Raw genomic sequence first — 22,648 nt, 5'->3', positions numbered from 1 at the left:
ATCAAGTCTATTTTCTACTTTTGATGAATCCATAACTGAAATTCATGAATCATGGACCTTCGCGACCTGACGTATTTCGAAACCATCGCCGAACTCGGGCATCTGGGCCGGGCTGCCGAACAGCTCAATCGCAGCCAGCCCGCGCTGAGCAAGAGCATCCAGCGTCTTGAAGAGTCGTTGGGCACGCGCCTGTTCCAGCGGGATGGGCGGCGGATCAAACTGACCGAAGTCGGCAAGCTGCTGTTGGCCCGTGGCAAGCAATTGCAGATGAACATCGCGCAAACCGAGCGTGAAGTGCGCGATTTCGCCAGCGGGCTGGTGGGCAACATTCGCCTTGGCTGCGCCGCGAGCATGGCCGATCATCTGTTGCCGAACCTGACGGCGGTCCTGCTTGAGCGGGCGCCGGAGCTGACGCTGAAACTGTCCATCGCTCAGGACGATGTGCTCAAGGAGTCGCTGCGCTCTGGCCAGCTGGATGTGATCATCTCGCCGCAGATCGCCGACGACCCGCAGTTCACCACCTACCCGATCGTTGAAGACGAAGCAGTGGTCGTGGCCAGCGAGGACCATCCGGTGTTTGCCGGCCCCATCACCTTGAAGGACCTGTGCCGCTATCGCTGGGTGTTGGGTGGCCCCACGGTCACGGCTCGGCGCTGGATCGACAACGTGTTCATGGCCCAGCAATTGCCTTCCCCGCAGGTACAGATCGAGACCAATTCGATTTCGCTTCTACCCCGGCTGATCGCCCGCACCCGTCTGCTGAGTTTCGTGGCGCGGGAAACGCTGGAGCACGGTCTGGGCCGTTCGGGTTTGCGCGAGGTGCCGCTGGAGGAGACCACGATGCGGCGAACCGTTGCGGTATCGGTGCGCGCTCAAGGGTATTTGCCACCGGCGGCAAGCTCGATGGTGGAGTTGCTGAGGGAAAAGGGCGTGAGCTTCCTGGGTAGTGAATGGCGGCGAAGCGACGGTGCTTGAGGATTCTGATGGCCGGTTGATGACAAGCGGCACGCTGAATCTACGCTCAAGGCATAAGTAACATTCTGCAATATTCCCCGGCAGGCCCTGATGGATCTCGTTCGTTCGCTACGCAGGAAGGCCGTGCTGGTCGGCAAGTCGCCCTATGGGGGGACGCAATTCTTGAGTTGCCCGGTGCAACTCCTGGCGGAGGCTCATCAATGCTTAAAAAATGCTTGTTGGCGTTGGCCATCGGCGGCTTGCTGTCGGCATCGGCGGTGTTGGTGCCGGACTCGCTCGGTGGCGTATCCACTGCTTATGCGAAAGACGGTGGCGGCGGTGGAGGTGGAGGCCACGGTGGAGGCGGTGGAGGCCATGGAGGCGGCGGAGGCGGCGGAGGCGGCCACGGTGGCGGTGGTGGAGGGCATGGTGGTGGCGGAGGCTCAGGCGGTGGCCATGGCGGCAGTGGCAGCGGACACGGTGGCGACGGCGGCAATGCCGGCTCGGGCCGTGGTGAGAGCGGTCGCAACGGGGCAGATGATGGTGCCAGCCATGAGGCCAACCACGAGGCCAATCACGAAGCGAATCACGAAGCCAACCATGATGTGGGTGGGCCCCACGGCGTGGGGCAGGGGGCGGATGATGGGGTGAATCATGACGTCGGGGATGACCGTGGGGGTGATCGGACCTGACATTCCCGTGGCCTGTACCAGCCCGTTTCGAAAGGCGGTACAGGCGTTCAGGTCGATGGTTGCCCCGGGTAGTCAGGTATGAGGGACCTGTTTGGCCACCGGCGTCCCGGCATACTGCGGCTTCAAATGCCCCTGGTCATCCAGCAGGTACGCATCCATCACTTCGCGCACCACGGGCCCCGCCACCCGGCCTCCGGCCTCGCCGTTCTCGATCATTACCGCCACCACCACGCTTGGATGGTCAGCCGGAGCGAAGCCGACGAACAGGGCGTTGTCGCGGTGGCGTTCCAGGGTTTTGTCACGGTTGTAGCGCTCGCCTTGCTTGATCGCCACCACCTGCGCGGTGCCGCTCTTGCCTGCAATCCGGTACTGCGCCCCAGCCGCCGCCGCGCGGGCGATACCTCGTGGGTCGTGCATGACCATCTGCATGCCCTGGTTCACCTGGTCCCAGGCATGGCGGTCGTGCAGCACGATGTTCGGCATCGGGTTCGGGTCCACCGGTGCTTCACCGCCCACGGTCATGGCCAGGTGCGGACGGTGCCATACACCTTTACTGGCCAGCAGGCTGGTGGCCTGGGCCAGTTGCAGCGGTGTGACCTGCATGTAGCCCTGGCCAATCCCGAGAATCAATGTCTCGCCGGGGAACCAGGCCTGGCGGCGAGTCGCACGTTTCCATTGCTGCGACGGCATCAGGCCGGCCGCTTCCTCGAACATGTCCAGCGACACCTTCTGACCCAGGCCGAACTCACTCATGTAGTCGTGCAGCCGGTCGATGCCGAGTTTGTGTGCCAAGTCGTAGAAGTAGGTGTCGTTGGAACGCATGATGGCGGAGTACATGTCCACCCAGCCATCGCCGCTGTGGTTCCAGTTGCGGTACTTGTGATCGTAGTTGGGCAACTCGTAGTAGCCGGGGTCGAACACTCGGCTGCCGGGGGTGATCACACCACTGTCGAGACCGGCGATGGCGACTTCCGGCTTGACCGTCGAGCCCGGCGCGTAGAGACCGCGCAGCACGCGGTTGAACAGCGGGCGGTCGATCGAGTCGCGCAGGGCTGCGTATTGCTTGAAACTGATGCCCTTGACGAACAGGTTAGGGTCGAAGCTGGGGTTGCTGACCATCGCCAGCACGTCGCCATTGGCCGGGTCCAGCACTACCACGGCGCCACGTCGGTCGCCCAGGGCTTTCTCCGCAGCCAACTGTAGGTGCGCATCGAGGCTCAGGACGATGTCCTTGCCGGGAATCGGGTCCTGGTGATTGAGCACTCGCATCACACGGCCCTGGGCATTGGTTTCGACCTCTTCGTACCCGACGTGGCCATGCAGCTGGCTTTCGTAGAAGTGCTCGATACCCGTCTTGCCGATCGACTGGGTGCCCCGGTATTCAGTGCTGTCGAGGGTCTTGGCTTCCTTTTCGTTGATGCGCCCGACATAGCCCACCGAATGGGCGAAGTGCTCGGCCAGGGGGTATTCGCGGATGAACTGTGGCTCGACCTCAAGGCCCGGCAGGCGGAATTGGTTGACCGCCACGAGGGCGATCTGCTCCTCGCTCAACCCCACCATCAGGGTCACCGGTTCGAAAGGCTTGCGGCCTCGACGAAGGTCCTTGTCGAACTGCTTGCGATCATCTTCGGACAGGCTCAGGACCTGGGCCAGGGTATCGAGAACCTTGGCCGTATCGCCGGCCCGTTCACGGGTCATGGTCAGGTCGAAGCTGGGCTTGTTGTCGGCCAGCACCACGCCATTGCGGTCGTAGATCAGTCCGCGCTCGGGGGCGATGGGCAGCACATGCACACGGTTGTTTTCCGAAACAGCGGTCTGCTGGTCGTGCTGTACCACCTGCAGCACATACAGCCGTCCCACCAGCACGGCCACCAGGCTGCAGACCAGGGCGGCGCAGGCCAGCAGCCGACGGTTGACCAGGTGCTTTTCCTTTTCGTGGTCCTTCAGGGGTATGGGCTGGGGCATGGGCTCGGCTGTCGGGTCTCGGGCAATACGCAAGATCGCGGGGCAGGCAGGCTTGGGCAGGTTCGGCGCAGCCGCTGACGAGCGGTGTCCCTGCCAGCGCCGACCTGCCCCGCGATGGGCGGGCGATGCTACGCAAGGTCGCCGGGAGCCTCAAGGTACCGGATGCACCGCACGGGCCTGGATATGCCGCTCGCCCCCGGTGTCAGTGCCTTCATGGCCAACATGAAGATTCGTTCATGCGACTGACGGGCATAAAAAACAGTTTTTGCGACGGTTACTGACCTGCAACAGGGTTTTGCAGCCAAGTACTGACTAGACTGGCTTTTCCAACCCTGCCCGTGAGAGCGCGATGACGGACCATCCTCTGCAGCAGACGCCCCCGCAAGCCATCCGTTTCCCCGTCGGATTGGTTGCCGCTGTGATCGCACTGGTGGTGGTCTTGCTGCTGCCTCTGCCGGCCACCCTGCCAGTGGCCGGGCAGCGGATGCTGGCGATTCTGTTGTTCGCGGTCATCGTCTGGGTCACCGAAGCGGTGTCCTATGAAGCCAGCGCCATCATGATCACCTCGCTCATGGCGGTGCTGTTGGGCACTGCGCCCACGTTGCAAGACCCCGCGGTGACCTACGGGTCGTCGGCGGGTGTATCGATGGCGCTCAGCGGCTTTGCAAACCCGGCGCTGGCGCTGGTGGTCGGTGCTTTGTTCATTGCTGCCGCGATGACCCACACTGGGCTGGACAAGCGCATCGCCCTGGTCACCCTGAGCAAGGTCGGCGCCAGCACCCAGCGTGTGCTGCTGGGATCGATGGCGGTGATCGTGCTGTTGAGCCTGGTGGTGCCCAGCGCCACCGCGCGCAGCGCTTGCGTGGTGCCGATCATGATGGGGGTGATCGCGGCATTTGGGGTTTCGGCACGTTCGAACATCGCCGCAGGCATCATGATCATCGTTGCCCAGGGCACCAGCATCTGGAACATCGGGATCCAGACCGCCGCGGCCCAGAACCTGCTGACGGTGGGCTTCATGGACAAGATGCTCGGGCAGCGGGTGTCTTGGATCGACTGGCTGATGGCCGGCGCGCCGTGGGCGGTGATCATGTCGCTGGTGCTGGTGGTGCTGGTCCTGAAACTGCTGCCACCGGAAAGCGACAAGGTGCCGGGCGGCATGGAGGGGGTCAACCAAAGCCTGACGCAACTAGGGCCCATGACTGGCGCGCAGAAGCGTCTGGGCCTGGTCTCGCTGCTGTTGTTATTGGCCTGGGCCACGGAAGGGCGCCTGCACCCGTTCGATACCACGACCACCACCTATGTCGGCTTGGTGGTGCTGTTGCTGCCGCGCTTTGGCGTGATGACCTGGAAGGATGTGCAGGCGCGCATTCCGTGGGGCACGGTGATCGTGTTCGGCGTCGGTATCAGCCTGGGTACTGCCCTGCTCAGCACCCAAGCAGGGCAGTGGCTGGGCGCGCAGGTGGTCGAGCGCACCGGGCTGGACCAGGTCGGCTCGTTGGGCGTGTTCGCGATCCTCAGTGCATTCCTGATTCTGATTCACCTGGGCTTTGCCAGTGCCACCGCGCTGACGTCGGCATTCCTGCCCATTCTCATTGCAGTCCTGCAGACGCTGCCCGGCGATTTCAGCCGGGTAGGCATGACCATGCTGCTCGGTTTTGCCGTCAGCTTCGGTTTCATTCTGCCGATCAACGCCCCGCAGAACATGGTCTGCCTGGGCACCGATACCTTCACCCCCAGGCAGTTCGCGCGGGTTGGCATCTGGGTCAGTGTGATCGGCTATGTGCTGTTGTTGGTCTTTGCCGGGACCTATTGGTCGTGGCTGGGCTGGATGTAACCCGCCGGCAAGCCCGGCAACGCTCGTTGGCTAGCCGACCGAGCGATCACTCAAGCTCATGTGGGAATACAAGGAGGCGAGTATGAAAGCTGCTGTCGTTGCAAAAGGGCAACGTGTGGAAGTGGTCGAGAAAACCCTGCGACCGTTGAAGCACGGTGAAGCGCTCCTGGCGATGGAGTGCTGTGGCGTCTGCCATACCGACCTGCACGTGAAGAACGCCGATTTCGGTGACAAGACCGGTGTCGTGCTGGGTCATGAGGGCATCGGCGTGGTCAAGGAAGTTGGTCCGGGTGTCACCTCGCTGAAAATAGGCGACCGGGCCAGTGTCGCCTGGTTCTACCAGGGCTGTGGTCATTGCGAATACTGCAACAGCGGTAACGAAACCCTGTGCCGCGAGGTGAAGAACGCCGGCTACACCGTCGATGGTGGCATGGCCGAAGAGTGCATCGTGGTGGCCGATTACGCGGTCAAGGTGCCCGATGGGCTGGACTCCGCTGCTGCAAGCAGCGTCACCTGTGCTGGCGTCACCACCTACAAGGCAGTGAAGATTTCCAACATTCGCCCCGGACAGTGGATTGCCATCTACGGCCTCGGCGGCCTGGGCAACCTGGCCCTTCAGTACGCCAAGAACGTCTTCAATGCCAGGGTCATTGCGGTGGACATCAACGATGACCAGCTGGCGTTCGCACGGGAAATGGGAGCGGACCTGACGATCAACTCCCTCAAGGAAGACGCCGCGAAGATCATCCAGGAGAAAACCGGGGGGGCTCATGCGGCCGTGGTGACGGCCGTGGCGAAGGCGGCGTTCAACTCAGCGGTGGACGCGTTGCGCGCGGGCGGGCGACTGGTGGCGGTCGGTTTGCCGACCGCCAGCATGGACCTCAACATTCCCCGCCTGGTACTGGACGGTATCGAAGTGGTCGGCTCGCTGGTCGGCACTCGCCAGGACCTGCACGAGGCCTTCGAATTCGCCGCGCAAGGCAAAGTGGTGCCGAAGGTCGCCCTGCGCCGCATCGAAGAGATCAACGAGATCTTCGATGAAATGGAGCAAGGCAAGATCACTGGTCGCATGGTGATCGACTTCACTCAGTAAGGCAGTCGAAGCAAGGCCCCGGTCGCAGGGTGGTGCTGGCCGGGGCCTTGTTTTTCAAGCCGTGGTCAGTGCTTGAACATTACATGACGGATGGCCGTGTAGTCCTCGAGGCCATACATCGACATGTCCTTGCCATAGCCGGACAGCTTCACGCCGCCATGCGGCATCTCGCTGACCAGCATGAAGTGGGTGTTGACCCAGGTGCAGCCGTACTGCAGGCGCGCCGCCAGTCGGTGGGCGCGACCGACATCGGCGGTCCACACCGAGGAGGCCAGGCCATAATCGGAGTCGTTGGCCCAGGCCAGGGCCTGTGCCTCGTCGTCGAACTCGGTGACCGATACCACCGGGCCGAAGATCTCGCGACGCACCACTTCGTCATCCTGAAGGGCGCCGGCCAGTACGGTCGGTTCGAAGAAGAAGCCTGCACGTTCGGCGCGCTTGCCACCGGTAACCACTTCGATGTGCGGCAACTGCCGGGCACGCTCGACGAAACCGGCGACGCGCTCCAGATGCTGCTGGGTGATCAATGGCCCCAATTCGGTGTCCGGGTCGTCCTGCTCGCCATAGCGAATGCTGGCAACGGCTTCGCCGAGCTTCTGCACGAACTTGGCGTAGATGCCTTTCTGTGCATAGATGCGGCAAGCCGCGGTGCAGTCTTGCCCGGCGTTGTAGAAGCCGAAGGTGCGGATGCCTTCCACGGCAGCGTCGATATCGGCGTCGTCGAAGATGATCACCGGGGCCTTGCCGCCCAATTCCATGTGCATGCGCTTCACCGTGTCAGCGGTGCCGGCAATGATGCGGCTGCCGGTGGCCACCGAGCCGGTCAACGAGACCATGCGCACTTTCGGGTGGGCGGTCAGGGGCTCACCGACGCTTGGGCCACGGCCGAAGACGATGTTCACCACGCCAGCCGGGAAAATGCCGGCAATCAGCTCAGCCAGGCGCAGGGCAGTCAGCGGGGTCTGCTCGGACGGCTTGAGTACCACTGTGTTGCCGGCGGCCAGGGCTGGGGCGAGTTTCCAGGCCGCCATCATCAGTGGGTAGTTCCACGGGGCGATCGACGCAACCACGCCCACCGGGTCACGGCGGATCATCGAGGTATGGCCCGGCAGGTATTCGCCAGCGGCCGAACCTTGCAGGCAACGGCTGGCACCTGCGAAGAAGCGGAACACGTCGGCCACGGCTGGCAGTTCGTCGTTCAGCGCGGCGCTGTAGGGCTTGCCGCAGTTGTTCGATTCCAGGCGTGCCAGTTCCGCTGCGTTGGCATCGATGGCGTCGGCCAGCTTCAACAGCAGGAGCGAGCGGTCCTTCGGCGCGGTCTGCGACCAGCTGTCGAAGGCCGTATCGGCAGCCTGAACGGCGGCATCGACCTGGGCAGGCGTGGCCTCGGCGATCTCGATCAGAGTGGTGCCGAGTGACGGATTGAGGATGGCAAGCGTTTCGCCTTTGCCGGCGACCAGTTGGCCGTTGATCAACAGGTTGGTTTGCATCGGTGGAACCTCCAGTTCGGGAGCGTAGAGCACATTCGGTCGGTGTCGTGTTCAAGCGCGTGCCACGGCGCGGCTACTTGCCGCTGCCCGCCACGCCTTCGCCACCTTTGGTCAGGTAATAGGCGCCCAGGATCGGCAGCATCGTCACGAGCATCACCAGCATGGCGACCACGTTGGTTACGGGGACGTCGCGGGGGCGGCCCAGTTGGTTCAGCAGCCAGATTGGCAAGGTTCGCTCATGGCCGGCGGTGAAGGTGGTGACGATGATTTCGTCGAATGACAGGGCGAACGCCAGCATGCCGCCGGCCAGCAAGGCCGAGCCAAGGTTGGGCAGGATCACGTGGCGGAAGGTCTGCCAGCAATCGGCGCCCAGGTCCATCGAGGCTTCGATCAGGCTCTGGGAGGTCCGCCGCAGGCGAGCGATGACGTTGTTGTAGACGATCACCACGCAGAAAGTGGCATGGCCGATGACGATGGTCAGCATGCCCGGCTCGATGCCCAGTGACTTGAACGCCGACAGCAGGGCGATACCGGTGATGATGCCGGGCAAGGCAATCGGCAGGATCAGCATCAGCGAGATGCCTTCCTTGCCGAAGAAGTCGCGCCGGTACAGCGCCACCGAGGCCAGGGTGCCCAGCACCATGGCGATCAGCGTGGCGATGCCGGCGACCTTTACCGACAGCACGATGGCATCGAGTACGTCCTGGCGCGCGAACGCCACGCTGAACCAGTGCAGGGTGAAGCCCTTGGGCGGGAAGCTGAAGGCGGCGTCCTCGGTGTTGAAGGCGTACAGGAAGATGATCAGGATCGGGAAGTGCAGGAACACCAGTCCGCCCCAGGCGGCGGCTTTCAGCCCCCAGGAAGCCTGGCCGTGGGTTGAGGAGTCAGAGTGCATCGAAGGCCCCCAGGCGTTTGACGATGGACAGGTAGACGGCGATCAGCACGATCGGTACCAGGGTGAAGGCGGCCGCCATCGGCATGTTGCCGATCGCGCCTTGCTGGGCGTACACCATGTTGCCGATGAAGAACCCGGGTGGACCCACCAGTTGTGGCACGATGAAGTCGCCCAGGGTGAGGCTGAAGGTGAAGATCGAACCGGCGGCGATGCCAGGCACCGACAACGGCAGGATGACCTGGAAGAAGGTCTGCTGCGGGTGTGCCCCCAGGTCGGCCGAGGCTTGCAGCAACGAAGGCGGCAGGCGTTCGAGAGAGGCCTGGATCGGCAGGATCATGAACGGCAGCCAGATGTACACGAACACCAAGAAGCGCCCGAAGCTGGAGGTGGACAGGGTATTGCCCCCCAGCCCCGGCAGGCCCAGCAGCAGGTTCAGTACAGGTTCCAGGCCCAGGTGCTGGATGAACCACATCGCCACGCCGCCCTTGGCCAGCAGTAGGGTCCAGGCGTAGGTCTTGACGATATAGCTGGCCCACATCGGCAGCATCACGGCGATGTAGAAAAACGCCTTGGTCTTGCCGTGGGTGTAGCGTGCCATGTAGTAGGCGATGGGGAAGGCCACCGCGCCGCTGGCGACGGATACCGCCACGGCCATCAGCACCGTGCGCTGGATGATGTCGAAGTTGGCCGGGTTGAATAGCGAGGTGAAGTTGGACCAGGTAAAGTCCGAGGTCACCATCATGGTGAAGTCGTCGAAGGTGTAGAAACCCTGCCACAGCAAGGTCAGCAACGAGCCCAGGTAGATTGCGCCGAACCACAGCAGCGGTGGTACCAGCAGCAGCGACAGGTACAGGGTCGGCTTGCGGTACAGCAGGTTCGACAGGCGTCGCAGCGGGCCATTGGCTGTCGCCGTAGCCGGTGCATTGAGGGTCAGTTCCATGTCATGCGCCCTCGTTGAGCACCACCATGGCCGCGCGCGACCAGCGAGCGGTCACCTGCTGGCCCGGCTGGTGGGGGAGGTGGCTGTCGGCCCACTGGCTGTTGGCCTGGCTGAGGCAGAGGTTCTGACCGTTGTCCAGGCGGATTTCGTAGCGGGTCGCCGCACCTTGGTACTGGATGTCGTGCAGCAGGCCGCTGATCTCGATGTCGCTGGCGCCGCGTTCGCCGTCGGCGAAGCGGATGTGTTCCGGACGGATGGAAAACGGCTGTGCGTTGCCGGTCAGGGCGCGGGCGAGGTCGCCGCGCAGCACGTTCGAGGTGCCGACGAATTCCGCCACGAACGGTGTGGCCGGCTTCATGTACAGGTTGCGAGGGGTGTCGACCTGCTCGATGCGGCCTTTGTTGAACACCGCCACGCGGTCGGACATCGACAGCGCTTCGCTCTGGTCGTGGGTCACGAAGATGAAGGTGATGCCCAGTTGGCGCTGCAGTTTCTTCAGCTCGCTCTGCATCTGTTCGCGCAACTTGAGATCCAGCGCGCCCAGGGGTTCGTCCAGCAGCAGTACACGTGGGCGGTTGACCAGGGCGCGGGCCAAGGCCACGCGTTGGCGCTGCCCGCCGGAAAGCTGCACCGGCTTGCGCTGGCCATAACCCCCCAAGGCCACCATGGCCAACGCCTCTTCGGCACGCTGCAGGCGGTCAGCCTTGCCAACCCCTTTCACCTTCAGGCCATAGGCGACGTTCTCCAGCACGCTCATGTGCGGGAACAGCGCGTAGTCCTGAAACACCGTGTTGACGTCGCGCTGATAGGGCGGCAGACCGGCGGCTTCCTGACCGTGGATGCGGATCGAGCCTGCGCTGGGTTGCTCGAAGCCGGCGATCAGGCGCAGGCAGGTGGTCTTGCCCGAGCCCGATGGGCCGAGCATGGAGAAGAACTCGCCGTCCTTGATGTCGATGGACACCCGGTCAACGGCTTTCACCTCGCCGAATTGGCGGGAAACCTGGGTGAACTGAACAGCGGGGGTGGTCATGGTGCACGCTCCAAGGGGCAGGAATCCGGCGTAGCAGGGCCCTGCCCGTTGCTCTGAAGGACGGGAAATCGCTATGCAGGTAGTTCGGTGTGGGGCTGGCGCGCCTGGCACTCACTGACGCGTGCTGCCAGGCGCCGGGAAAGCCGTCGCTCAGCGGCCGCCCATGATCCCGATGTAATCCTGGGTCCAGCGGCTGTAGGGCACGAACTTGCCGCCCTCCGCCACTGGGGTTTTCCAGAACGCGATCTTGTCGAACTGGTTGTAGCCGTTGCTGGCGCAGCCTTCGGCACCCAGCAAGGCACTGGCCTTGCAGCCTTCGGGGGCTGCCGGGACCGAGCCGAACCAGGCAGCGACGTCACCCTGTACCTTGGGCTCCAGCGACCAGCTCAGCCATTTGTAGGCGCAGTTGGGGTGTTTGGCCTCGGCATGCAGCATGGTGGTATCGGCCCACCCGGTAACGCCTTCCTTGGGGAAAACGGTGGCGATGGGCTGGCCCTCGGCCTTGAGTGCGTTGGCCTGGTACGGCCAGGCACTGGAGGCCACGACGCCTTCGTTCTTGAAGTCGCTCATCTGCACCGTGGTGTCGTGCCAGTAACGATGGATCAGTTCACGCTGTTGGCGCAGCAGTTCGATCACCGCGGCGTACTGCTTCTCGTCGAGTTGATAGGGGTCGGTGATGCCCAACTGCGGCTGGGTGGCCTTGAGGTACAGCGCGGCATCGGCGACGTAGATCGGGCCGTCGTAGGCCTGCACGCGGCCCTTGTTCGGCTTGCCGTCGGCCAGGTCCTGGCCTTGGAATACTACCTTCCAGCTGTCCGGCGGAGTGGGGAACACCTGGGTGTTGTACATCAACAGGTTCGGGCCCCACTGGTAGGGGGCGCCGTAGGTCTTGCCGTCGACCACGTACCAGGCCGCATCCTTGAGCCTGGGGTCGATGTTCTTCCAGTTGGGAATCAACGCAGGGTCGATCGGCTGCACGCGTTTGCCGTAGATCAGCCGCAGCGAAGCATCACCTGAAGCGGTGACCAGGTCATAGCCGCCCTTGGCCATCAGGCTGACCATCTCGTCGGAGGTGGCGGCGGTCTTGACGTTGACCTGGCAGCCGGTTTCCTTTTCGAATGGGGTGACCCAGTCGTACTGCTTGTCGGACTCGCCACGCTCGATGTAACCGGGCCAGGCGACGATGTCCAGGCGGCCTTCACCCGCGCCGACCTCCTTCAAGGCCTCAGCGGCCTGGGTGCCGGCGCTGGCCAGTAGGGCGGTGGTGATGGCACTGAGTAGTACGGTCTTGCGCATCGGGTGAGTTCCTCTTGTTGTTGTCGCTTGGGATGTGCCGGCAGGCGCGTTCACTCCAGCTGCTGGCCGTGGCGCGCCATGATGTGGCGAACCACGCTGTAGTCCTGCAGCGAGTCACTGGACAGGTCCTTGCCATACCCCGAGCGCTTGAGGCCGCCGTGGGGCATTTCACTGGCCAGCATGAAATGGGTGTTGATCCAGGTGCAGCCATACTGCAAGCGGTTGGCGACCTGGAACGCCTTGTCCAGGTTCTGCGTCCACACCGATGAAGCCAGGCCGTATTCCGAGTCGTTGGCCCAGTCCACCGCCTGTTCCAGCTGATCGAAGCGGGTCACCGTGACCACTGGGCCGAACACTTCGCGCTGGACGATCTCATCCTGCTGCTTGCAGCCGGCGAGCAGGGTGGGCTGGTAGAAGAAGCCCGCTCCCGAATGCGCGGCGGCGCCGGTGACCCGTTCGATATGCGGCTGGCCCAGGGCGCGTTCGACGAAGCTGGCCACGCGGTCGCGCTGGCGGGCGCTGATCAATGGGCCGATCTCGTTGTCGGCGTCGCGCTTGCGGGCGAAGCGAATATTGGCCACGGCATCGCCGAGCTCGGCGACCAGACGGTCGTGGATGCCGGCCTGGGCGTAGATGCGGCAGGCGGCGGTGCAGTCCTGGCCGGCGTTGTAGTAGCCATGGGTGCGCACACCTTCGACCACGGCGGCCAGGTCGGCGTCATTGCAGACGATCACTGGGGCCTTGCCGCCAAGCTCCAGATGGGTGCGCTTGAGGGTGCGCGAGGCAGCCTGCAGGATCTTCTGCCCGGTGACGATATCGCCGGTGAGGGAAACCATGCGCACCTTCGGGTGGCTGACCAGATGGCTGCCGATGCCTTCGCCACCGCCGCAGACGATATTGAGCACGCCGGGTGGCAGGACCTGCGCCAGGGTGGGTGCCAGCGCCAGGATACTCAGCGGGGTGTGTTCGGACGGTTTGAACACCAGGGTGTTGCCGGCCGCCAGGGCCGGAGCGATTTTCCAGGCCGCCATCATCAGCGGGTAGTTCCACGGCGCGATGGAGGCCACCACGCCGACCGGGTCACGACGTACCATGCTGGTATGGCCGGGAATGTATTCGCCGGACAATTGGCCTTGCTGGCAACGCACGGCGCCGGCGAAGAAGCGGAATACGTCGGCGGTGGCGGGGATGTCGTCCTGGCGTGCCAGGTGCAGCGGTTTGCCGCAGTTGAGTGCTTCGAGCCGGGCGAGTTCGTCGGCGCAGTGGTCGATGGCTTCGGCGATGGCCAGCAGCGCCTTGGCGCGCTGGGCGGGGGTGGTGCGTGACCAGGCCGGGAAGGCCCGGTGGGCGGCCGCGATGGCGGCTTCGAGTTGATCCAGCGAACCTTCGGCGATGCTGACCAGGGTCTGGCCACTGGCCGGGTTGATGATCGGTTCGACAATACCCTGGCCTGCGACCAGTTGGCCGTCGATCAGCAACGCGGTGTGCAGGGGGGCACCAGTCATCTTGGACGCTCGTCGTTTATCGGTCTTGTTGTCGTGGGGCATAGGCAGGCTCCGCAAGGTTGAAGCCCGGAACTGGCCCTGTGCTATGGCAACAGAGACTAGAGTCCGGGCCAGTGGACGACAAATGCTTAATACTGAAAGCGTCGTTCGAAAAAATCGAATGCTACACGCTGTCAGATCGACAGGCGCTTGGCGTTGGGCTGTTCGCGGGCCACGGTGAGGAATGGGTCGACCAGCGTCGGCCGCGCCGTGCCACGGCGCCAGGCCAGGCCGACGTCGAGTGGCTCGCCAAGGTCCACCAGTGGGCGCGCCTCGATGATGTCGCCCTCCAATGACCATGGGCGGTAAGTCATGTCGGGCTGAATCGACAAGCCCAGGCCGGCGGCAACCAAGCTACGCACCGCCTCCACCGAGGCCGTGCGCAGGGTCACTTGCGGTACAAGCCCGGCACGGGACCAGATGCGCTGGGTATGCAGGCCCATTTCGTCGGCGTTCAGCTGGATCAATGGCTCGCCCGCCACATCGGCCAGGGCGATGCTGTCGCGTTCCAGCAATGGATGTTGCGGCGGCAGCCACAGCCGGTGTGGAGAGTGGGTGAGTACTTCGGTCTGCAACGCGTGACGGTCTTCGAGGTTGGACAGAATCAGCACGCCAACGTCGATCTCGCCGCTGACCAGCAAGTGTTCGATGTAGGGACGTTCGTCCTCCACCACCCGAGTGCGCACGTTGGGGTAGGCGCGCTGGAAGCGGTTGATCAGGTCTGCCAGGTAATAGCCGGCCACCAGGCTTGTAACGCCGATGGTCAGGCTGCCGGTGACCTGGTCGGTGCTCTGTTGCAGGCTGCGCTTGGCGTTTTCCACCGTGGCCAGGATCAGGTGCGACTGGCGCAGGAACTGGTGGCCTTGGTGCGTGAGGGTCATGCCCTTGGCGTGGCGGTCGAACAGACGCACGCCGATTTCTTCCTCCAGCTGCTGGATGGCCAGGGTCAGGGTGGACTGGGAAATGAACACTGCCTGGGCGGCAGCGGAAATCGAGCCGGTTTCGGCGACGGCGATGAAATGGCGGATCTGGCGGAGCGTCATCATAGGTAGTGGGCCGCTTTCGATCAATCGGCGCGCAAGCCCGTCGTCGAGGCGGGTAGGGCGCTTTTTCGTTGTGGTTTATCGAAAGCCCATGGGAGCATTCTTTTTAATCGAAAGAAAGCAGTTGGACGCAAGCAATCAGGACCTGGGCGGTTCTCGTTCGAAGCAATGGCGCATGGCGTCCAGATAACGGCGTGCGCCAAGGCCCAGTGGTCGGGACTTGATCCAGATGATATCCACCCACAGCCGCAGGCGGCTGGCCATGTTGTCGAAGCGCACCTCGGCCAATGCGCCGGAGGCGATCAGTGGCTCGACCAGCGGCTGCGGCAGATAGGCCCAGCCCAGGCCGGATTGCACCAGGTCGAGCGTGGCCAGGTAGCTGTCGGTCAGCCAGATGCGCCGGGACAGCACCATGCGCGGGTCGGACCCGGTAGGGTTGCCGGACGCCACGATGATCTGCCGCTGTTCGGCAAGCTGTTCCTCAGGCAGCGGTGTGCCGCTGTGCTGACCGGCGGGGTGACGTGGCGAGGCGACCGCCACCAGCAGTTGGCTACCGGCTTCGAGAAAGGACTCGCGCTCGTCGATGCCAGGTCGTTCGAACACCAGGGCCAGTTGCACGCTGCCCTCATGCAGCAGGCGAATGGCTTCCGATTGCGTGGCAGAGCGGACCTCGATCTCCAGGGTGGGAAACGCGTTCGCCAGCATCTCCAGTGGTTGGCTCCAGCGCCCGGTCTGCAGTTCGGGTGCCATGGCGATGGTCAGGCGCTTTTCCAGCCCTTTGTGCAATTGCAGGGCCTGTGCATCCAGCAGGTTCAGTTGGCAGATCACCTGCCGGGCCTGGGGCTCGAGTGCCAGCGCCGCGCTGGTGGGCAGGGCCTTGCGGGTTGCGCGGTCGAACAGGGCCAAGTCCAGTTCGGCTTCCAGTTGGCCGATGGCCATGCTCACCGCCGAGGGTACGCGGCCAAGCTTGCGGGCGGCCGCAGAGAATGAACCGCCGTCCAGCACGGCGAGGAACACGGCCAGGGAATCGCTCGTGAATGCCATTGTCAGGAAACCTGATGACGCTTGTGTTTTATTGATAGAAATTATGAACACAAGAGGGCGCTATCACAACTATCGGCCTTGCCCACCGGGCGCACCGGTGGGCAAGGCTTAAGGACCGCTACAGGCCTTCCTGCAGGATCCGCTCGATGCTGTCGACGAAGTAGTCGACGCTGGCCCGCGTGGTGCACATCGGCGGTTTGATCTTGAGGATGTTCAGGTAATCGCCGGTCGGCTGCATGAAGATGCCGAGGTCGCGCAGGCGGTTGCACAGCGCGGTGGTTTCTTCGGTGGCTGGCTCCAGGGTCTGCCGGTCGCGCACCAGCTCCAGCCCCAGGTAGAAGCCCGAGCCATGGGCGGCGCCAGCCAAGGGGTAGCGGTCGACCAGGTCCTGCAGGCGCGCCTTGAAGTAACGCCCGACCTCCCGCGCATTGTCCAGCAGTCCTTCGCCATGCAGCACATCCAGCACCGCCATGCCGATGCGGCAACTGACCGGGCTGCCGCCTGCCGAGGAGAAGAAGTAGCCCTCTGCCTCCAGTGCCTCGGCGATTTCGCGGCGGGTAATGACCGCGCCCAGGGGTTGGCCGTTGCCCATACCCTTGGCCATGGTGATGATATCCGGCACCACGCCTTGCTCTTCGAAGCCCCAGAAGTATTCGCCCAAGCGTCCATAACCCACCTGTACCTCGTCGGCGATGCACACGCCACCGCGAGCACGGACCTTGGCGTAGGCCGCCTGCAGGTAACCCGCTGGCAAGGAAATGCCGCCGGCATTGCCGTACACCGGCTCGCAGATGAATCCAGCCAGTTGGCGGCCACGGGCATCGAGGTCGGCGAGCTTGGCATCGACATCGCGCAAGTAATCGGCGGCGCTGTCCGGGCCCTTGTAGCGCCCGCGGAAGGTGTTCGGCGCCTGCACCGGGTGCACCCAGTCCGGTCGGGTTTCCAGGGCCTGCGGGTTGTCGGCGATGGAGGTGGAAATGGCATCGGTGGCCACCGACCAGCCATGGTAGGCCTCCAGCACGCTGAGCAGGTCACGTCCGCCGCTATAGGCCCAGGCCAAGCGAATCGCCAGGTCGTTGGCCTCGGTGCCACTGTTGACCAGGAACACCCGGTCGAAGCCCTCGGGCGCCAGTTCCAGCAGGCGTTCGGAGAACTCGGCGATGGCCGCGTAGTGGAAGCGCGAGTTGGTGTTGACCAGCGACCACTGGCGCGCCGACTCGGCGGCCATGCGCGGGTGACCGTGGCCCAGCACCGCGACGTTGTTGAGCATGTCCAGGTAAGAGCGGCCCTGCATGTCGATCAGGTAGTTGCGCCAGCCGCGCTCGATGTGGGGCGGCTGGGTGTAGTAGTGCTTCTGCGAGCGGGCGAAGCTGGCATCGCGGCGCGCCAGCAGGGCTTGCGGGTCGGGCAGTGGCTCGGCATCGCAGTCCAGGCCCAGCAACGCTGCCGGCGACGGGCACAGGGCCATCCAGGCGGCGGCCTGTGAGGGCGCGGCAAAGAATGGCGGTTGCAAGCCTTCGTCCAGGCACAGCTGGACGCTGAGAAAACCGCAGCTGCTGCCCAAGGCCTGCCCTTTGGCCAAGGCCTGGCCATGCTCGGGGGCATCTTCCAGGCCACTGAGCCACAGGGTCCAGGTGGCGGTGCGCAGGCAGCCGCGACCATCGCCGGTACGCTGCCAGGTGCCGGCCTCCGGCGCCTGCACAAGGCTACCGTTCGGCAGATTGAGCTCTACGCCCAGGGCGCAGGTCGCCGGTTCGTCAGGGCGGTCGATGTGGGTTTGCGACAAACGGAACTGGCCATGCAGGCTGCACGCGGGGGCGGGCTGGGCCGTCAGTACGTGCTGGTCGAAACCGGGCTGCTCCCAGTTGCCAGCCTCGCAGTGCGGGCTGAGCACACCCAGGTCGACCCGGCTCACGGCCTGTCCGGCCAGGGCGGGAATCAGGGGCAGGCAGCCGGCGAAGTCCACGGTGGCCTGGGGTTTGCCGGCGGCGTGCAGGATTGCCGCCTCCATCAGTGCGGCGGGCACGGCACAGGCGGTGTCGAAGATTTCCCATTCGTGGGCGATGTTGTCACGGGTGTACTGGTTGGCCGGGTCGACCGCCAGTTGCTGTTCGCTGCTCAGGACCAGTACCGCCGAACGCAGTTGCACCAACGGCCACAGGGCATGTACCTCGGCGTCGTGAAGTGGGTTTAGCGCCTGGTAGGCACTGATCGCCGGCAGGATACGCAGCGGGTCGCCCTCGGCGTGGTGGAGCAGGGCCGAGCACGTCACCGACAGGTCGGCGATGCGCCAGGTGCGCAGCAGGTCGCCGAAGTCGATCACCCCTTGCACTTGCCAGTGACGTTCGGCATCGCGGCCCCAGACGACGTTGTCGTCGGTGATGTCCAGGTGCACGGCTTGGCTCGGCAAGTGCTCGACCAGCGGTTCCAGGCGCTTGGCCGCCTGCTGTGCCAGGCGCGACACCTGGTCCCGGCGCGCAGGGTCCTTCAGCACGGGGAGCAGGTGTTCGATCAGTGCCAGGGCGTGGCGAGGGTCCCATTGCAGGGTGCGCTCCAGCCCCGGATGGTCGAAGCCGGCCAGGGCCTTGTCGACCCGGGCGCACAGCGCGCCGAATTCGGCAACGACCGAGGCTGGCAGGTGCGCCAGACGAGTCAGAGGTTGCCCGTCCAGATAGTCGAGCAAGCGTGCACGCAACGGCTGGCCGCCTACCTCGACGGCCAGCAGCGCCCGGCCATTGCGTGCCGTGCGCACGGCGGGTACCTGCAATCCCTGGTCACGCAGGTACGCCAGTGCCGCGTGTTGCGCTTCGAGCTCGATCTGGGCGTAGGTGCCATGGCAGGCCTTGAGCACATACCGCCCCTGCGGGCTATCGACCCGGTAGTTGAGGTCCTGCTGGCTGCCAAGGGCCTGTAGCGTCCCGTCGAGGTCATAGTGCTCACGCAGCAAGGCATGGGCCTGGTCTTCGTTGAGCGAAGGGCTGGACTGGCTGGAGCGTTCGAGCAGCGAAGCGAGCGAGGTGGAGGTTGCGTGCGGGAAGGACATGGATGCCACCGTGGGTCGTACAATTATTGGCGCCGAATCTATGCCTCAGTTGGCTGACGATAAAAGACAATCGTGATCAGAAATTCTGATAACGGCGCCCGGAGCCAAAGCCCATCTCCTTTTGGCGTCTCGGGGATGGCGGCGACGACGCCAGCTTTCGGGTAAGAGGCTTGCACCCTTCGACATTAACCCGGCACGTTTGCAATCGCTGATTACACTGTTGAAACCGCAATACATGGAATACCCGGCATGGGCGAGGTGTCGATGGGTCGTGCAGCTTGGCTGGCAGGCCGCCTGGTGGCGCGTCTTGTGAAGGTGATTCGTGCGGTCGAACCGGCTTGTGCCAAGGAGACACCCCCATGAACAACCCAGGACGGGGTGTTTCCCTGCAGTGGCTGGTGGCATTGGCGATCATGCTGGGCATGCTGGTACTGGGTGTTGGCTTGGCCTGGCAGGGCTATCGCGCCATACAGCAGACGCTGGTGGCTGCAGCCGGCGACACGGCCGAGCAATTCGCCCGGACCATCGATGAGCGCGCCCGTCGCCTGGTCGACCCAGTGCAAAGCAGCATTCGCCTGCTTGCCGTCAACCCGTCCGCCAGTGGCTTGGCCCCCCGTCTGCAGCAATTGGCCCAGCTGGTCGAAAGCCTCAACGCCAACCCGATGCTCAGCGCTGCCTACGTCGGTTACCCCAATGGCGAGTTCATGCTGCTTCGCCCGCTGCGCACGGCGCAGTTGCTCGAGCGCTTCGCCGCACCGCCAGGCACGGAGTTCCTGGTGCAGAGCGTCAGCCTGGGGGAGGGCGGGGCGATGCTGGGCGAGTGGCGGTTCTACGACCGTGCCCTGACCTTGCTCGAATCTCGGGTCAAACCGGATTACCACTACGATCCACGTCAGCGCCCCTGGTTCGTCGAAGCCTCAAGCCAGGCACAGACCGTGCTGACCCACCCCTACGTGTTCTTCACCACCGGCCAGATCGGCCTGACCATGGCCCAGCGCAGCCGCGATGGTGGGGCTGTGATCGGCATGGATGTGTCGGTCGACGACCTGGCGAGCCAGAGCCGTGACCTACGCATCACCGCTGGCACCGAAATCGCCGTGGTCGACGACCAGGGCAATGTGGTGGCTTACCCGGACCTTGCGCGCGTAATCGTGCGCGAGGGCGAAGCGGTGCGCCTGTCGCGCCTTTCGGAACTGGGTATCCCCAGCCTCGATCGGATATACACTGACTTGCCCCAGGGCAGCCGACCACAGCCGTACGAACTGCAGGGGCAGACCTGGTACGGCATGCGTGTGCGCTTCACCACCCTGGCTGGCCAGGAACTGCAGGTGCTGATCGCCGTGCCTGCTCGAGAGCTGCTGGCCGGAGCGCGCACGGTGCTGGTCGAGCAAGTGCTGTGGACGCTGGCACTGATGGCCATACTGCTGTTGCTGGGTGGGCTGCTCGGACGTCGTATCGGGCGCCCGCTGCGCCTGCTCGCCGAGCAGGTGCGGGCGCTGGCCAGTTTCGATTTCAGTCGTGAAGTTGGGGTGTCTTCGCGGGTGTCCGAGGTGCGTGAGCTGAGCCATGTGCTCAGCCGCATGTCCGTCACCATTCGCAGCTTCCAGGCGATCACCCTGGCGCTGAGCCGAGAAAGCCAGCTGGAGCGCATGCTCGACGGGGTGCTCACCCACTTGGTGAATGCCGCTGGAGTCAGTGCCGGTGCGGTTTACCTGCTCGACGCCGAGGGCGCCTCGTTGCGCCTGGCCGCCTGCCAAGGCGAGGGGTACCCGGCAGAGCTGGCCCTCGACGACCATGAGCGCGACGATCTGGCCAGCGCCGTGGCCCATGCCCTGGAGCTGCGTGGGGAGAGCCTGGCGGTGGTGCTCAACGATCGCAGCCAGGCGCTGCTCGGCATCCTGGTGTTGCAATTGAACAGCCAGCACGCCCGCGAAGAAGTACGCCAGCCGTTTCGACGCTTTGTCGAAGAGTTGTCCGGTGCCGCCGCCGTCGCCATCGAGACGCGCCAGCTGATCGAGGCACAGCAGCGACTGCTCGATGCCATGATCAAGTTGCTGGCCGACGCCATCGACGCCAAGAGCCCATACACCGGCGGCCATTGTGAACGGGTGCCGCAATTGGCGCAGATGCTGCTGGACAAGGCCGTGCAGGCCGAAACGGGCCCCTACGCCGACTTCGCCATGAGCGAAAGTGAACGCTACGAGTTTCGCGTGGCGGCCTGGTTGCACGATTGCGGCAAGATCACCAGCCCCGAATATGTGGTGGACAAGGCCACCAAGCTGGAGACCTTGTACAACCGTATCCACGAGGTGCGCATGCGCTTTGAGGTGCTCTGGCGCGATGCTGAGCTTGCTTACTGGCAAGGGCTGGCCGCCGGCGGCGACCGGCAAGGGCTGCAGCGCACCCTGGAGCTGTACCAGGTACAGTTGCAGGATGAGTTCGCGTTCGTCGCCAAGGCCAACATTGGCGGGGAGTTCATGCAGGACGAAGATGTCGAGCGTTTGCAGCGTATAGGCCAACGCCGCTGGCAACGGCATTTCGATGACCGCCTGGGCATTTCACGCGATGAAGAGCAGCGCTTTGCTGGCCTGGCGCCGGTGCCCCTGCCGGTGGAGGAGCCATTGCTGGCTGACCGGGACGAGCACCGCGTACCCTGGGGCCCGCGCAAGCCCCCCGTGACCCACGACGACCCGCGCAACCTGTGGGGGTTCGACATGCGCCTGCCGGCCAATGCCAGCAACCATGGCGAGCTGTACAACCTGTCGATCCGGCGGGGAACGCTGAACGACGAGGAACGCTTCAAGATCAACGAACACATCGTGCAGACCATCATCATGCTCAGTGCCTTGCCGTTTCCACGGCAGCTGCGGCGCGTGCCTGCCATCGCCGGCAACCACCACGAGCGCATGGATGGCAATGGTTACCCGCGCCGATTGGGCGAGGACCAGCTGAGCCTCGCCGAACGGGTCATGGCCATTGCCGACATCTTCGAGGCACTGACCGCCGCCGATCGCCCGTACAAAGCGCCTAAGACACTGTCCGAATCGGTGAAGATCCTGGTATCCATGGCGCGCGACAGGCATGTCGACGGGCAACTGCTTCAGCTGTTCCTGAGCAGTGGGGTATACCGCGAGTATGGCGAGCGGTTCCTGCGTCCCGAGCAGCTTGACGAGGTGGACGTAACGTACTGGTTGGCCCAGATTGCGGGGCAGTCGCTGCTGGAAAGTTGAGGCGGTCGAGGAATCCGTCGGCGCGGGCAGGTCCCGCTGCCGGGTGTGCATGCGGCCCTGGCTTTTTCACTGGCTGGCGAGCTATCCCGGCGTTATGCTGGTGACTCACTTATCGGAACACTCAGCATGCGCAGGTTAGTGCTGTTACTCGTTGCCAGCGTCATCGCAGGCTGCCAGGCTCCGATGCCGGTGGCAGACCCGCAAAAGGCCTGGGTCGATTTTTCCACACCGTTTCCCAATGACAGGTTGCTGCTGGCCGAGCGGCTGGACAAACAGCGCCTGCGCGATGGCCGCTTCTTCGAGGTCGCCCCTGGCAGCCATGAGCTGATCGTACGGTTCGATTTCGAAGTGGCCGGTGGCGGTAGCATGAGCATGATGGGCGGTCCTTCCACCCGTGTCTGTTACCTGACGCTTCACTACGCGCATTTCGAGGCCGGCCAGCGCTACTTGCTCGAAGGCCGCTCGATGGCGTTCACCCCCGAGGCTCGGCTGTTCAACGCCAAGCATGAGGTCGTTGCCCAGGCCAGTGAGTACTACTGCCTCACCTGAGGT

16 protein-coding genes are annotated in these 22,648 nt (G+C 64.2%); 6 read left to right on the top strand and 10 right to left on the bottom strand.

Annotation, left to right across the window (positions count from 1 at the left end; genetic code table 11):
- Positions 1–51 precede the first annotated feature (51 nt).
- Both C4Q26_RS00660 and C4Q26_RS28010 read left to right on the top strand, forming a co-directional pair.
- A complete protein-coding gene (locus tag C4Q26_RS00660; RefSeq protein WP_023380138.1) occupies positions 52–975 on the top strand; it encodes a LysR family transcriptional regulator in 924 nt (307 codons plus the stop codon).
- A gap of 200 nt (positions 976–1,175) precedes the next feature.
- Positions 1,176–1,646: a hypothetical protein gene (locus tag C4Q26_RS28010; protein ID WP_177429810.1), complete on the top strand. Its 471-nt coding sequence runs from the start codon at positions 1,176–1,178 to the stop codon at positions 1,644–1,646.
- A 72-nt stretch (positions 1,647–1,718) separates the two neighbouring features.
- Here the strand turns inward: C4Q26_RS28010 and mrdA are convergent, their stop codons facing one another.
- On the bottom strand, positions 1,719–3,611 hold the full coding sequence (gene mrdA / locus C4Q26_RS00645; protein ID WP_104882558.1) for a penicillin-binding protein 2: 1,893 nt from the start codon (positions 3,609–3,611) through the stop codon (positions 1,719–1,721).
- A 349-nt stretch (positions 3,612–3,960) separates the two neighbouring features.
- Here mrdA and C4Q26_RS00640 point away from each other — a divergent pair, with 349 nt between their 5' ends.
- Complete coding sequence (locus tag C4Q26_RS00640; RefSeq protein WP_049818743.1) at positions 3,961–5,448, top strand: DASS family sodium-coupled anion symporter; 1,488 nt, start codon at positions 3,961–3,963, stop codon at positions 5,446–5,448.
- A gap of 82 nt (positions 5,449–5,530) precedes the next feature.
- Positions 5,531–6,541 (top strand): alcohol dehydrogenase AdhP, encoded by a 1,011-nt coding sequence (gene adhP, locus C4Q26_RS00635; RefSeq protein ID WP_023380142.1) that lies wholly within the window; start codon positions 5,531–5,533, stop codon positions 6,539–6,541.
- A gap of 65 nt (positions 6,542–6,606) precedes the next feature.
- Here the strand turns inward: adhP and C4Q26_RS00630 are convergent, their stop codons facing one another.
- The 9 genes from C4Q26_RS00630 to C4Q26_RS00590 all read right to left on the bottom strand — a co-directional run bounded on the left by C4Q26_RS00630 (position 6,607) and on the right by C4Q26_RS00590 (position 18,866).
- Positions 6,607–8,031 (bottom strand): gamma-aminobutyraldehyde dehydrogenase, encoded by a 1,425-nt coding sequence (locus tag C4Q26_RS00630; RefSeq protein WP_023380143.1) that lies wholly within the window; start codon positions 8,029–8,031, stop codon positions 6,607–6,609.
- A gap of 73 nt (positions 8,032–8,104) precedes the next feature.
- Positions 8,105–8,926 (bottom strand): ABC transporter permease, encoded by an 822-nt coding sequence (locus C4Q26_RS00625; protein ID WP_104882557.1) that lies wholly within the window; start codon positions 8,924–8,926, stop codon positions 8,105–8,107.
- Positions 8,916–9,866 carry an ABC transporter permease gene (locus C4Q26_RS00620; protein ID WP_027907162.1) on the bottom strand — a complete coding sequence of 317 codons (951 nt, stop codon included), beginning with the start codon at positions 9,864–9,866 and terminating at the stop codon, positions 8,916–8,918. Before C4Q26_RS00620 ends, C4Q26_RS00625 begins: the two co-directional genes overlap by 11 nt.
- 1 nt (position 9,867) lies before the next feature.
- Positions 9,868–10,896 (bottom strand): ABC transporter ATP-binding protein, encoded by a 1,029-nt coding sequence (locus tag C4Q26_RS00615; protein WP_023380146.1) that lies wholly within the window; start codon positions 10,894–10,896, stop codon positions 9,868–9,870.
- 150 nt (positions 10,897–11,046) lie between these two features.
- Positions 11,047–12,192 carry a putative ABC transporter substrate-binding protein YdcS gene (gene ydcS / locus C4Q26_RS00610; RefSeq protein WP_104882556.1) on the bottom strand — a complete coding sequence of 382 codons (1,146 nt, stop codon included), beginning with the start codon at positions 12,190–12,192 and terminating at the stop codon, positions 11,047–11,049.
- A gap of 50 nt (positions 12,193–12,242) precedes the next feature.
- Entirely contained in the window at positions 12,243–13,697 is a 1,455-nt protein-coding gene (locus C4Q26_RS00605) for a gamma-aminobutyraldehyde dehydrogenase (protein WP_104882370.1), read from the bottom strand.
- 173 nt (positions 13,698–13,870) lie between these two features.
- Positions 13,871–14,782 carry a LysR family transcriptional regulator gene (locus tag C4Q26_RS00600; protein ID WP_023380149.1) on the bottom strand — a complete coding sequence of 304 codons (912 nt, stop codon included), beginning with the start codon at positions 14,780–14,782 and terminating at the stop codon, positions 13,871–13,873.
- Positions 14,783–14,917: 135 nt separating this feature from the next.
- Positions 14,918–15,823, bottom strand: a complete 906-nt coding sequence (locus tag C4Q26_RS00595; RefSeq protein ID WP_104882555.1) for a LysR family transcriptional regulator — start codon at positions 15,821–15,823, stop codon at positions 14,918–14,920.
- 118 nt (positions 15,824–15,941) lie between these two features.
- Positions 15,942–18,866 carry an aminotransferase gene (locus tag C4Q26_RS00590; RefSeq protein ID WP_104881881.1) on the bottom strand — a complete coding sequence of 975 codons (2,925 nt, stop codon included), beginning with the start codon at positions 18,864–18,866 and terminating at the stop codon, positions 15,942–15,944.
- Positions 18,867–19,225: 359 nt separating this feature from the next.
- On the opposite strand from C4Q26_RS00590, the gene C4Q26_RS00585 reads away from it, so the two are divergent.
- Positions 19,226–22,096, top strand: a complete 2,871-nt coding sequence (locus tag C4Q26_RS00585; protein WP_104882554.1) for an HD domain-containing phosphohydrolase — start codon at positions 19,226–19,228, stop codon at positions 22,094–22,096.
- Positions 22,097–22,222: 126 nt separating this feature from the next.
- Positions 22,223–22,645, top strand: a complete 423-nt coding sequence (locus C4Q26_RS00580) for a hypothetical protein (protein ID WP_041925476.1) — start codon at positions 22,223–22,225, stop codon at positions 22,643–22,645.
- Positions 22,646–22,648: the final 3 nt, after the last annotated feature.

Origin of the sequence: Pseudomonas sp. SWI44, from assembly GCF_002947915.1 — a bacterium.
GTDB lineage: Bacteria > Pseudomonadota > Gammaproteobacteria > Pseudomonadales > Pseudomonadaceae > Aquipseudomonas > Aquipseudomonas taiwanensis.
This window is presented reverse-complemented; position numbering and strand designations above follow the sequence as displayed.

Bases quoted from the DNA above. Each gene is read 5' to 3' on its own strand.
- ydcS (WP_104882556.1), bottom strand. From the start codon at position 12,192: ATGCGCAAGACCGTACTACTCAGTGCCATCACCACCGCCCTACTGGCC.
- C4Q26_RS00620 (WP_027907162.1), bottom strand. From the start codon at position 9,866: ATGGAACTGACCCTCAATGCACCGGCTACGGCGACAGCCAATGGCCCG.
- C4Q26_RS00580 (WP_041925476.1), top strand. From the start codon at position 22,223: ATGCGCAGGTTAGTGCTGTTACTCGTTGCCAGCGTCATCGCAGGCTGC.
- C4Q26_RS00660 (WP_023380138.1), top strand. From the start codon at position 52: ATGGACCTTCGCGACCTGACGTATTTCGAAACCATCGCCGAACTCGGG.
- C4Q26_RS00625 (WP_104882557.1), bottom strand. From the start codon at position 8,926: ATGCACTCTGACTCCTCAACCCACGGCCAGGCTTCCTGGGGGCTGAAA.
- C4Q26_RS00600 (WP_023380149.1), bottom strand. From the start codon at position 14,782: ATGATGACGCTCCGCCAGATCCGCCATTTCATCGCCGTCGCCGAAACC.
- adhP (WP_023380142.1), top strand. From the start codon at position 5,531: ATGAAAGCTGCTGTCGTTGCAAAAGGGCAACGTGTGGAAGTGGTCGAG.
- C4Q26_RS00640 (WP_049818743.1), top strand. From the start codon at position 3,961: ATGACGGACCATCCTCTGCAGCAGACGCCCCCGCAAGCCATCCGTTTC.
- C4Q26_RS00595 (WP_104882555.1), bottom strand. From the start codon at position 15,823: ATGGCATTCACGAGCGATTCCCTGGCCGTGTTCCTCGCCGTGCTGGAC.
- C4Q26_RS00615 (WP_023380146.1), bottom strand. From the start codon at position 10,896: ATGACCACCCCCGCTGTTCAGTTCACCCAGGTTTCCCGCCAATTCGGC.
- mrdA (WP_104882558.1), bottom strand. From the start codon at position 3,611: ATGCCCCAGCCCATACCCCTGAAGGACCACGAAAAGGAAAAGCACCTG.
- C4Q26_RS00630 (WP_023380143.1), bottom strand. From the start codon at position 8,031: ATGCAAACCAACCTGTTGATCAACGGCCAACTGGTCGCCGGCAAAGGC.
- C4Q26_RS00605 (WP_104882370.1), bottom strand. From the start codon at position 13,697: ATGACTGGTGCCCCCCTGCACACCGCGTTGCTGATCGACGGCCAACTG.
- C4Q26_RS00590 (WP_104881881.1), bottom strand. From the start codon at position 18,866: ATGTCCTTCCCGCACGCAACCTCCACCTCGCTCGCTTCGCTGCTCGAA.
- C4Q26_RS00585 (WP_104882554.1), top strand. From the start codon at position 19,226: ATGAACAACCCAGGACGGGGTGTTTCCCTGCAGTGGCTGGTGGCATTG.
- C4Q26_RS28010 (WP_177429810.1), top strand. From the start codon at position 1,176: ATGCTTAAAAAATGCTTGTTGGCGTTGGCCATCGGCGGCTTGCTGTCG.